This is a genomic window from Martinezella tropici, assembly GCF_003287875.1.
GTDB lineage: Bacteria > Pseudomonadota > Alphaproteobacteria > Rhizobiales > Rhizobiaceae > Rhizobium > Rhizobium tropici_C.
In genome coordinates this window covers 2,501-14,076 of record NZ_QMKK01000026.1, presented here as the reverse complement: position 1 = coordinate 14,076, position 11,576 = coordinate 2,501, and the positions used below count along the sequence as shown (strand labels likewise).

Genomic DNA, 11,576 nt, shown 5'->3' with positions numbered 1-11,576 from the left:
TCGCGGCGTGTTCAGCCGACGCCATGAGCGGGGGGAGCCGCCTATGGGCCTGTATCACCCATTGGGTCTTCGTCATTCTTGTCGCCGCTGCGCAGCTTTCCCAGCAGGCTCTGCAGGGCTTGCTTGAGCGCATCGATCTCTTCCGAACCAGCCATGTCAGACCAGCGCTGATCCACCAGCCGGCCGGCTGCCATTGCGACAGGCCGCACTCCCCTGCCGCGTTCGGTCAGGAAGACCAGCCGTGCACGTCGGTCGTTGGGATCTGGGCGGCGTTCGACGTAACCCAGGCGCTCCAGCTCCTCGACCGCCTGCGTCATCGTCTGCTTGCGGACATGCGCAAGCCGGGTGAGTTCGCTCACCTGGATTCCTTCCGGGCGCATGAAGGTGAAGACATTGGCATGCGATGGCCGGATATCGTCGAAGCCTGCTTTTTCGAGAGCTGCATCGACATCCTGCGCCCAATGCTGGTGAACGAGCCGCAGCAGCAAGCCCAGTGACAGATGTGTCGGAACGCGCTTTTCCATGAGATATAGACAGGTACCTGACCAATGTGATAAATAGTCAGGTACCTTACCATTTCTCATCAGGAAGGGATACCCGCATGCCCTCACTCAATGTCCTGGACTCGACGATCTTCTACGAGGATGCCGGAACGGGGACACCCTTCGTCTTCCTGCATGGCAATCCCACCTCCTCCTACCTTTGGCGGCATGTAGCGCCCGCGATCGCCACGCCTGCCCGCCGTCTTGCCCCCGATCTCATCGGCATGGGCCGGTCCGGCAAGCCCGATATCGCCTATTCATTTGACGACCACGCGCGCTATATCGAGGCTTGGTTCGACGAACTCGCGCTCGATGATGTCGTATTGATCGGCCATGATTGGGGTGGCGCTCTCGCCTTCGACTGGGCGACCCGCCATGCCGAGCGCGTGCGCGGCATCGCCTTCATGGAAACGATCGTGAGGCCGATGACCTGGGAGAATCTCCCAAATGCGCGTCCTCGCTATGAAGCGCTGCGGACGGCCGGGGTCGGCGAAACCAAGGTGCTGGACGAGAATTTCTTCATTGAACAGGCTCTGAGGGCCACCGTTCTCAAAGGATTGAGCGAAGAGGATCACGCCGTTTATGCCGCCCCCTATCAAACGCGCGAAAGCCGCCGGCCGCTGCTGGCCTGGCCACGCTCGATGCCGATCGAAGGCGAGCCGGCCGATGTGATCAGGCGTATCGAGACCTACGACGCCTGGCTTGCCGAGAATGCCGATGTCCCCAAATTGCTGCTCACCTTCGAAGGTCCGCCCGAGACGCTGTTGATCGGCGAGCCTATGACAGCCTGGTGTCGCGCAAATATTGCCAATCTCGACGTTAGGAATTGCGGACCGGCCAGGCACAATGCACCGGAAGATCAACCTGAAGCCATTGCCGCCGCGATTTCCGACTGGGCGGATCGCCACGCCTTGTTCGGATAAACATCTGGCCTTCCGGCGCACCACAGTTTCCGCCACTCCTGCTCGACAGGAAAGACCGGGGACAATCCGCCGTTGACAAAAACCTGACAGCCCATAATCTGCGCCTAAGCCCTTGCGATTGCCTATTTTTCTTTTGGAGATCGGGATGATGCCGGCGAATTGCATGAGACGACTGGTTCTGGCAGGCATTCTCCTCGGCATATCTGCCTATACGGCAGCGGCAGCACAGACGCTCGACCGCATCGCCCAAAAAGGCACGATCCGCATTGGCTACATCAGCGACGAAGAACCCTTCTCCTTCAAGAAGAAGGACGGCAACCCGACGGGCTATGCCATCGACCTCTGCGGCAAGATTGCCGATGCCGTCGGACGCAAGGTCGCCAATCTGAAGCGCGACTATGTCGAAACCGCACTCGCCGATGGCTTCGACGCGGTGAAGAGCGGCCAGATCGACCTTCTCTGCGGCGCCCTCACCATCAATCTCGGACGGCGTCAGAGCGTCGACTTCTCGCAGCCGATCTTCATCACCGGCGCCAGCGCCCTGCTGCGCAAGGATTCGCCCGATTATCTGATGACTTTGTTCCTCGACAAGCGACTGGCGCAAGTCTCCGCCAAACCCGCCCCCGCAACGAGCACGATCGGCGTTCGCGCCAACACGACGACGGGCGCGACCCTGCGTGAAGCGCTAGGCTCCGACGTGCCGAAGACGCGGATCGCCGAGTTCGCCACGCATCAGGACGGCCTGGTCGCGCTCGAAAACCACAAGATCGATGCCTATTTCGCCGATCGCGCCCTGCTCTTCGATCTCGCTTCCCATGCCCGCAATCCGTCCACGCTCGCCATCGGCAACCGCCTCTTCACGCATGAGCCCTATGGCATAGCGCTCCGGCAAGACGATTCCGCCTTCCGCCTCCTCGTCGATCAGACGCTAACCGAGACCTACCAGTCGGATGATTTCGCCAACCTGCTGACGACCTATTTCGGCGAGGAAGGCCCGATCCTGCGTCGCGAGATCATGATGCAATCCATCCCGCAATAAACGCCCCCGAGGCGATGCCGTCGCCTTTGCGACATGATCACTTGTAACTACGGGCGCGATGTCTCGATGGGAAACGGCCTTGCAGTCGTCGTGCAAGCATCTTGAATATGTCGTAGACAGGCTCTGGTCGGCGTCGCACACATCATAAAATCCGTCTCCAGTATCAATCAGGGTCGCACGAAATGGCAGTATTTCCTCAAAAGGCGAAGGTCGTAATCATCGGGCTTGGCGGCATCGTCGGCGCATCGATCGCCCACCATCTGATCGAGCGCGGCTGGGACGATATTGTCGGCATCGACAAGTCCGGTATCCCGACGGATATCGGCTCGACGGCGCACGCCTCCGACTTCTGCTACACGACCAGCCATGATTTCCTTTCCTGCTGGACGACCCTCTACTCCATCGATTTCTACGATAAGCTCGGCCACTATGCCCGCGTCGGCGGCCTGGAAGTCGCCCGCGTCGGCGATGACGACCGCATGGCGGAAATCAAGCGCAAGGTGACCTCGGGCAAGGCCTTCGGCACGCGCGTGAGCCTGGTCGACCCCGCAGAGATCAAGGAAAAATTCCCGCTGATCGAGGAAAGCATGGTCCAGGGCGGCATGTGGGACCCGGATGCCGGCCTCGTCATACCCCGTTCGCAGACCGTTGCCGGCAAGCTGATCGACCAGGGCGAAAAGAGCGGCAAGCTGCAATCCTTCGCCAATACGCCGGCCCAGTCGCTGATTGTCAAAGACGGCCGCATCAGTGGCGTCGTCACCCATCGCGGCACGATCGAAGCAGACTATGTCATCGTCTGCGCCGGTCTCTGGGGCCGCCTGATCGCCGAAATGGTCGGCGAAGACCTGCCGGTCATGCCGGTCGACCATCCGCTGACCTTCTTCGGCCCCTACAACGAGTTTGCCAACACCGGTAAGGAAATCGGTTTCCCGCTGATGCGCGACCAGGGCAACTCCGCCTATATGCGCGACACTGGCGACCCGAAGACCGCCGAAGGCGGCCAGATCGAATGGGGTTACTACGAAGAGAAGAACCCACGCCTCTGCCATCCGCGCGACCTCCTCGAAAAGCATGAGGCCCGTCTGTCGCCGTCGCAGCGCGACCTCGACATGGAACAGATCATCGAGCCGCTCGAACGCGCCATGGAACTGACGCCGATCCTCGGCGAACTCGGCTACAATGAAGGCCACTCCTTCAACGGCCTCCTGCAGGTCACGACCGATGGCGGCCCATCCGTCGGCGAAAGCCAGAAGATTCGCGGCCTCTGGTATTGCGTCGCCATCTGGGTGAAGGATGGCCCCGGCTTCGGCAAGCTGGTCGCCGACTGGATGACGGACGGCCGCACGCCGATCGACCACAACCGGATCGATTATTCCCGCTTCTACCCGCATATGCTTGAAGAGAAATTCATCGAAGGCCGCTGCACCGAGGCGGCCCAGAAGATCTATAACCCCGCCGTCCACCCACGCGAACCCTATGCCACCGGCCGCAACATCCGCCGCTCGCCCTTCTATGAGCGGGAAAAAGAGCTCGGCGGCTATTTCATGGAGCTTGGCGGCTGGGAGCGCGCGCATGGCTATGCCGCCAACGAGCACCTGCTCGAAAAATACGGCGACCGCATCCCGGTGCGCGAAAACGAATGGGACAACCGCCATTTCTGGCGCGTCTCCAATGCCGAGCACCTGGCGCTGAGCGAAGATTGCGGCATCATCAACCTCTCGCACTTCGCCATGTACGACATCGAGGGCCCCGATCATGTCGAGCTGCTGGAATGGCTCTGCGCGGCCAAGATCGGCGGAGAGGCCAATATCGGCAAGGGCATCTACACCCACTTCCTCGACGACGAGGGCATGGTGCGGGCCGATTTCACCGTCATCCGCATGGCCGACCGCTGCCGCCTGATCGACGGCGCCGACGCCGGCCCGCGCGATTTCCACTACATGCGCCGCGTTGCCCAGGATAAGGGTTTCGACGTCACCATCACCGATGTCACCGAACGCTATGTCACGATCGGCATCTGGGGACCGAATGCCCGCACCAACCTGCAGAAGGTGGTCGAGCACCCGGAAAGCCTCTCGCACGAAAACTTCCCCTTCGCCGCGATCAAGCAGATCCGCATCGCCGGCAAGAACGTCACGGCATTCCGCATCTCCTATGTCGGCGAACAGGGCTGGGAACTGCACATGGCCTATGGCGATGCGTTGGCCGTCTGGGATGCGCTGCGCTCGACCGGCGCCATCGCCGTCGGCGTCGAGACCTATGCCAACAGCCGCCGTATGGAAAAGAGCCTGCGCCTGCAGAATGCCGACCTGCTGACGGAATATAATCTTCTCGAAGCCGATCTCGCCCGCCCGAAGGTCAAGGAAGCCGATTTCCGCGGCAAGGCCAAGCACCTCGAATACCGCGCCCGCGAACACCAGCCGGCCATGCTCTGCACGCTTGTGATGACCGACAACATCGACTCCAACGGCGTTGCCCGCTACCCCGTCGGCATCCTGCCGGTCATGGATCCCGAAACCGGCGAAACCCTGGTCGATGAGCTCGGCCGCCGCTCCTTCACCACTTCGATCGCCTACGGCCCGACCATCGGCAAGAATATCGCACTCGCCTATCTCCCCTGGTCCTATGCGCAGGAAGGCCGCAAACTGAAGGTCGAATATTTCGGCGAAACCTACCCGGTCGAAGTCGCCGGCGTCGGCTACAAGCCGCTCTATGACGCAGAGAACCTGAAGCCGAGAAGCTGATCTTTAACGACCGGAAAGCGAGGTCATGCCTGGCTTTCCGGTTGTCTGTCGGGCCGTGTGATCGATGATGGCCTGCACGATCTCGTCAATGTCGCGCTCGTGGATTTCGTGCCCTCCACCCTCGATCCGGTGCAGCCGCACATTTCGCACGACCTTGGTGAAAGCCTCGCCATGCCCTATGGGAAACAGCGGATCGGCTGACCCGTGGATCGCAAGGACCGGCAGCTTGATATCGGAAGCGTGAAGCCTTGCTGGCCTTTCTTCGCTCACAAGCGTGAAATGGTTCGTAGCACTGGCAAATGACGGCGCCCGCGCCATGTCGCGGGCGATCAGGGCACTTGCGGCATCAGGATCGTGCGGATGCCGGGTGCCGGCAAGCATGGCCGTCTCGCGGCGCAGGAAATCGGCAATGGCCTCGAGTTTGGACCAATCGACTGCTTCGGCCGAACTGGAATGCTCCTGATAGGCCTTGGTCGAGGAAGGCAAGCCCTCGACGCCGAGCGGTGATGTGCTGATCAGCGTGAGGGTCCGCACACGCCGGGGATGGCGCAACACGACCTCCTGTGCAACGGCGCCGCCCATCGACATGCCCACCACATGCGCCGTTTCCAATCCGTAGCCGTCGAGAATGGCGATGGCATCGTCGGCCAAGTCGCTGAACGAATAATGGGGTTCGCCTTGCGGATAATGTGTCGAGAGGCCCGTATCGCGCTGGTCGTATCGGATCACATAGCGCTGGCGGGCGGCGAGCGCCTCGCAGAACCTGTCCGGCCACCACAGCATCGAAGCCATCATTCCCATGATCAATATGATGGGCGGGCTGGAGGGATCACCGAAAGCCTGGGTCTGCAGTTTCGCTCCCCCGACCTCGATTGACGTCTCGGTGGCTGCGAACGATCTCGTTTCTGCCATGACAAAACCCATCCGATTGCGAATTGCAACTGGATTCATATTGCATAACCGATTTTATTATGCAATCAGTTTTATGAGGCTGCAACACGGGGCATCGACGTCCGTCGGAGCAGTTCCAGAAAAGCGTCCAGCGGTTTTTCATCCGGAATTGTGTGAGAACAATGGATTGGAGTTGTTCGAGGGTCTTGCGAGAACTGCGCGCAATAGCGATCGAGACGAGATGAGGGAGGCTTGTAGTGCTGCAATGTGCTGATTTTTACGACGCTGAACTATCACGGCATAACCTGCATTTGCGAGCCGCCGCCCGCGTCCGGACGCATGACCGGATACTCGATATCGGCTGCGGCGCTGGACAAACCACTCGCGAAGCAGCTCTTGCCGCAACACAAGGCAGCGCGGTCGGCGTGGACACGTCCGCCGAGATGCTTGAGATTGCCCGCCAACGCAGCGCCGAAGCCGGATTGGGCAACATCAGCTTCGAACTGGGTGACGCACAAACTCACGACTTTCCAGCTGCCGGCTTCGACCTATGCATCAGCCGGTTCGGCGTCATGTTCTTTGCAGATCCGCCGGCGGCATTCACCAATATCGCCCATGCAATGCGCCCGGGTGGACGCATCGCCTGGATGGTATGGCAAAACCAGGAGCGCAACGAATGGTCTGGCGCAATTCGGAATGCGCTAGCTCCAGGGAGCAGAATTCCAGAAAATGCCGGCAAGCCGTTTTCGCTTGGCGATCCCACCATAGCCAAAGAGCTGTTAAGCACCGCCGGCTTCACCTCGATCGACTTCACCGAGGTGAAGGAACCGGTGTTCTATGGGGCTAATGTCGATGCCGCCCTTGATGCCCTTGCCGGTCTCTATATGGTCAAGGACGCGCTCATGCACACCGATGAGGCACCCGACCGGCCACTGCAGCGGCTGCGTGATCTACTGGAAGCGCATATGACCTTCGGAGGCGTGCTGTTCAACTCCCACGCATGGATCATCACCGCTGAGCGAGCCCGTTGACTGAGCAGCCCCTCGCCTCTCCCGGCGAAAGCACTACAACGCAAATCTAGGAACGCTCGCTTGTGCCTTTGCACCTTTGATATTGTGTGTATTGGGAACGCTTGGTTCGGTGTTCAGGCTTTGTTTTGCGCGTTGCGTTGCGTGGTTTGGTTATGCTTGTTTTGGGGGCTGATGGTGGATGCTCTCGGCGTTGGCAGAAGGCAAGAAGCCGGCGTTAGGCGGGCCTTGTGTGGGAAGGTTGGTTGCGGGGGCAGGATTTGAACCTGCGGCCTTCAGGTTATGAGCCTGACGAGCTACCGGGCTGCTCCACCCCGCGTCACCAGCGTAAGCCGCGTTGCGGCTTATCGCGCTTGCGTGAACCGCTATGCGGTTCATGCTTCATCCGGGCAAATCTGAAGGATTTGTCCCTTGTTCCCAGCGTAAGCCGCGTTGTGGCTTATCGCGTTACCGACGCAAATCGCGGAGCGATTTGTCGTCTTATCCAGCGCAAATCGCGGAGCGATTTGTCGCGTATTTCCAGCGTAAGCCGCGTTTGGGCTTATCGCGGTTGCGCAAACCCTTTGGTTTGTCGCGCCCTTGGCACCGTATTTCGGGCGCGTCGGGGTAATTTCCTGGCTCCAGAAGCGGCAAAGGCCGCATGAGCGGCCTATTGTAGCACGGCTTGAGCCGTCTGTGTGATGAGAAGATTTTATGAGGCATAGATTGCTTGAGCAATTTAGCGTGACGCATAAATCGATTTCATCGATTTAGCGTGGAGTTGCGATTAGCAGACCTGGCAGCGACCTACTCTCCCGCGTCTTAAGACGAAGTACCATGGGCGCAGGGGCGTTTCACGGCCGTGTTCGGAAAGGGAACGGGTGCAGCCACCCCGCCATAACCACCAGGTCGGCAAAGCGCAACTTGTTGATCCATGCGAACGCATGGATCAACAAGTTGCTCTTTCTGGGCTGATATGCCTTTCCTTCTCGCTTGTCGCTCGAAGGGGACATCAGCCGTCCATACGGAGGCTTGCTGTTCATGCTGCTGCATGGACAATTTGAGAAGCTGGATTTTTTTATTTGAACACGTCTTGGATGCTGGGCAGAAGCGGCTATTGCCTACTGCCTACATCCTATTGGCTCGTCGAATTTATTCGATGAGCACTGGCAATGGGAACGATCAAGCCAATCGAGCTATTAGTACCGGTAAGCTTCATGCGTTGCCGCACTTCCACACCCGGCCTATCAACGTGGTCGTCTTCCACGGCTCTGATAGGGAACACTCGTTTCCAGGTTGGTTTCCCGCTTAGATGCCTTCAGCGGTTATCCATTCCATATATAGCTACCCTGCTATGCCCTTGGCAGGACAACAGGTCCACCAGAGATATGTCCATCCCGGTCCTCTCGTACTAGGGACAGATCCTGTCAATATTCCTACACCCACGGCAGATAGGGACCGAACTGTCTCACGACGTTCTGAACCCAGCTCACGTACCGCTTTAATTGGCGAACAGCCAAACCCTTGGGACCTGCTCCAGCCCCAGGATGCGATGAGCCGACATCGAGGTGCCAAACAACCCCGTCGATATGGACTCTTGGGGGTCATCAGCCTGTTATCCCCGGCGTACCTTTTATCCGTTGAGCGATGGCCCTTCCACGCGGGACCACCGGATCACTATGACCGACTTTCGTCTCTGCTCGACTTGTCAGTCTCGCAGTCAGGCGGGCTTATGCCATTGCACTCGACGACCGATTTCCGACCGGTCTGAGCCCACCATCGCGCGCCTCCGTTACTCTTTCGGAGGCGACCGCCCCAGTCAAACTACCCACCATACACTGTCCCGGATCCGGATGACGGACCGCGGTTAGACATCCATGACGATAAGGGTGGTATTTCAAGGATGGCTCCACAAGAACTGGCGTCCCTGCTTCAAAGCCTACCACCTATCCTACACATGCCGACACGAATGCCAGTGTAAAGCTATAGTAAAGGTGCACGGGGTCTTTCCGTCTGACCGCAGGAACCCCGCATCTTCACGGGGAATTCAATTTCACTGAGTCTATGTTGGAGACAGCGGGGAAGTCGTTACGCCATTCGTGCAGGTCGGAACTTACCCGACAAGGAATTTCGCTACCTTAGGACCGTTATAGTTACGGCCGCCGTTTACTGGGGCTTCGATTCAGAGCTTGCACCCCTCCTCTTAACCTTCCAGCACCGGGCAGGCGTCAGACCCTATACGTCGTCTTGCGACTTCGCAGAGCCCTGTGTTTTTGGTAAACAGTCGCTACCCCCTGGTCTGTGCCACCCTCACATGCTTGCGCACATAAGGGTCACGCTTCTTCCGAAGTTACGCGTGCAATTTGCCGAGTTCCTTCAACATAGTTCTCTCAAGCGCCTTGGTATACTCTACCTGACCACCTGTGTCGGTTTCGGGTACGGTCTATACGGTGGAGCTATTTCCTGGAACCGCGTCCCCGCCCACACAATCCAATAAGTGTGAACAAGTTAAGCAATCCGTCACTACCACCAGGCCCACGAATATTAACGTGGTTCCCATCGACTACGCGTGTCCGCCTCGTCTTAGGGGCCGGCTAACCCTGCTCAGATTAACTTTAAGCAGGAACCCTTGGTCTTTCGGCGAGAGGGTCTCTCACCCTCTTTATCGTTACTCATGTCAACATTCGCACTTCCGATACCTCCAGGACCCCTCACGGGTATCCCTTCATCAGCTTACGGAACGCTCCGCTACCACTCCTCAAAGAGGAATCCTCAGCTTCGGTGCATGGCTTCAGCCCCGTTACATTTTCGGCGCAAAGACCCTTGACTAGACCAGTGAGCTGTTACGCTTTCTTTAAATGATGGCTGCTTCTAAGCCAACATCCTGGTTGTTTTGGGATCCTCACATCCTTTCCCACTTAGCCATGACTTGGGGACCTTAGCTGGAGGTTAGGGTTGTTGCCCTTTTCACGACGGACGTTAGCACCCGCCGTGTGTCTGCCTGGTAGTACTTCCCGGTATTCGGAGTTTGGTTAGGATCAGTAAGACGGTGAGTCCCCATAGCCCATCCAGTGCTCTACCCCCGGGAGTATTCGCCAGACGCTCTACCTAAATAGATTTCGCGGAGAACCAGCTATTTCCGAGTTTGATTGGCCTTTCACCCCTAGCCACAAGTCATCCCAATCTATTGCAACAGATGCGGGTTCGGTCCTCCAGTTGGTGTTACCCAACCTTCAACCTGCTCATGGCTAGATCACTCGGTTTCGGGTCTAATGCAACAAACTATATCGCCCTATTCAGACTCGCTTTCGCTTCGCCTACACCTACCGGCTTAAGCTTGCTTGTTACACTAAGTCGTTGACCCATTATACAAAAGGTACGCCGTCACCCTTGCGGGCTCCGACTGTTTGTAGGCATCCAGTTTCAGGTTCTATTTCACTCCCCTTGTCGGGGTGCTTTTCACCTTTCCCTCACGGTACTGGTTCGCTATCGGTCATGCACGAGTACTTAGGCTTGGAGAGTGGTCTCCCCATGTTCAGACAGGATTTCACGTGTCCCGCCCTACTCTAGGACAATAAAGCTATCTACGCGTACGGGGCTGTCACCCTCTACGGCAAACCTTTCCAGGTTCTTCCACTTTAAACTTCATTGCCACTGGCCTGGTCCGCGTTCGCTCGCCACTACTTGCGGAGTCTCGGTTGATGTCCTTTCCTGCAGGTACTTAGATGTTTCAGTTCCCTGCGTTCGCTTCTTACACCCTATTTTATTCAGGTGAAGATACCTTGTTACAATGCTTAGAAACCAAGCGCGTCTTTGACGCGCTCTCAGGCAATAGGTCTTAGGCAGTAGGCAATAGCGTCTGTTTCAATCCACTACTGCCCATTGCCTATTGGCTACTGCCTCGCACCTCACGGCGCGCTTGATTTTCTAAGCATTTAAGGTGGGTTGCCCCATTCGGAGATCCATGGATCAAAGCTTATTCGCAGCTCCCCACGGCTTTTCGCAGCGTATCACGTCCTTCATCGCCTGTGCATGCCTAGGCATCCACTAAATGCCCTTACGACACTTGATCGTTCTCATTGCCAATGCTCATCATCTAGTTGTTCGTTTCCAGCGGAAACGACAACAGACCGGGTTACCTTTTACAACCCAGCCTACTCAACAATGCCATCGACGTGTTCGACAGGCTTGCTTTATCGGAGCTACGCCGAGCAGCTCGCTTGCAGCCTGTCTTAAGACCAGCTTCTCGAGATTTGATCCGATACCGCGCGGTCAGGCAACGGTAATCCAGCCGTCCGTCAGATGCAGCCCAGAAGGACTGCAAACAACAACGACCCAGAGCGACAAGCTTCCTTCCTACCTCCGATCTCTCCACCATATCCGGCCGGCTAGGCCATCCTTGGTTTCATAAAGACCGGGCTCGGACGCCT

6 protein-coding genes, 1 tRNA gene and 2 rRNA genes are annotated in these 11,576 nt (G+C 58.0%); 4 read left to right on the top strand and 5 right to left on the bottom strand.

The annotated features are described in order from the left end of the window. Positions 1-41: 41 nt before the first annotated feature. Positions 42-524, bottom strand: a complete 483-nt coding sequence (locus DQ393_RS10635; RefSeq protein ID WP_112341752.1) for a MarR family winged helix-turn-helix transcriptional regulator — start codon at positions 522-524, stop codon at positions 42-44. Between the two features lie 77 nt (positions 525-601). Here DQ393_RS10635 and DQ393_RS10630 point away from each other — a divergent pair, with 77 nt between their 5' ends. The 3 genes from DQ393_RS10630 to DQ393_RS10620 all read left to right on the top strand — a co-directional run bounded on the left by DQ393_RS10630 (position 602) and on the right by DQ393_RS10620 (position 5,248). Further along, a complete protein-coding gene (locus tag DQ393_RS10630; RefSeq protein ID WP_112341751.1) occupies positions 602-1,465 on the top strand; it encodes a haloalkane dehalogenase in 864 nt (287 codons plus the stop codon). 148 nt (positions 1,466-1,613) lie between these two features. Then, positions 1,614-2,504, top strand: a complete 891-nt coding sequence (locus tag DQ393_RS10625) for an amino acid ABC transporter substrate-binding protein (RefSeq protein WP_112341780.1) — start codon at positions 1,614-1,616, stop codon at positions 2,502-2,504. A 182-nt stretch (positions 2,505-2,686) separates the two neighbouring features. Further along, the gene (locus tag DQ393_RS10620) at positions 2,687-5,248 is read left to right on the top strand and encodes a GcvT family protein (RefSeq protein WP_112341750.1); all 2,562 of its coding nucleotides are present in this window, start codon (positions 2,687-2,689) and stop codon (positions 5,246-5,248) included. Positions 5,249-5,251: 3 nt separating this feature from the next. Here the strand turns inward: DQ393_RS10620 and DQ393_RS10615 are convergent, their stop codons facing one another. Then, positions 5,252-6,160, bottom strand: a complete 909-nt coding sequence (locus DQ393_RS10615) for an alpha/beta fold hydrolase (protein WP_112341779.1) — start codon at positions 6,158-6,160, stop codon at positions 5,252-5,254. 236 nt (positions 6,161-6,396) lie between these two features. Here DQ393_RS10615 and DQ393_RS10610 point away from each other — a divergent pair, with 236 nt between their 5' ends. After that, entirely contained in the window at positions 6,397-7,170 is a 774-nt protein-coding gene (locus tag DQ393_RS10610) for a class I SAM-dependent methyltransferase (protein ID WP_112341749.1), read from the top strand. A 239-nt stretch (positions 7,171-7,409) separates the two neighbouring features. Here DQ393_RS10610 and DQ393_RS10605 read toward each other — a convergent pair. The 3 genes from DQ393_RS10605 to DQ393_RS10595 form a co-directional block, all read right to left on the bottom strand. Then, positions 7,410-7,486 (bottom strand) — tRNA-Met (locus DQ393_RS10605). Positions 7,487-7,940: 454 nt separating this feature from the next. Continuing rightward, positions 7,941-8,055 (bottom strand): 5S ribosomal RNA (gene rrf, locus DQ393_RS10600). Between the two features lie 269 nt (positions 8,056-8,324). Continuing rightward, positions 8,325-11,218 (bottom strand): 23S ribosomal RNA (locus DQ393_RS10595). Positions 11,219-11,576 lie beyond the last annotated feature (358 nt).

Coding starts and splice junctions, on each gene's coding strand:
- DQ393_RS10635 (WP_112341752.1), bottom strand. CDS start 524: ATGGAAAAGCGCGTTCCGACACATCTGTCACTGGGCTTGCTGCTGCGG.
- DQ393_RS10630 (WP_112341751.1), top strand. CDS start 602: ATGCCCTCACTCAATGTCCTGGACTCGACGATCTTCTACGAGGATGCC.
- DQ393_RS10625 (WP_112341780.1), top strand. CDS start 1,614: ATGCCGGCGAATTGCATGAGACGACTGGTTCTGGCAGGCATTCTCCTC.
- DQ393_RS10620 (WP_112341750.1), top strand. CDS start 2,687: ATGGCAGTATTTCCTCAAAAGGCGAAGGTCGTAATCATCGGGCTTGGC.
- DQ393_RS10615 (WP_112341779.1), bottom strand. CDS start 6,160: ATGGCAGAAACGAGATCGTTCGCAGCCACCGAGACGTCAATCGAGGTC.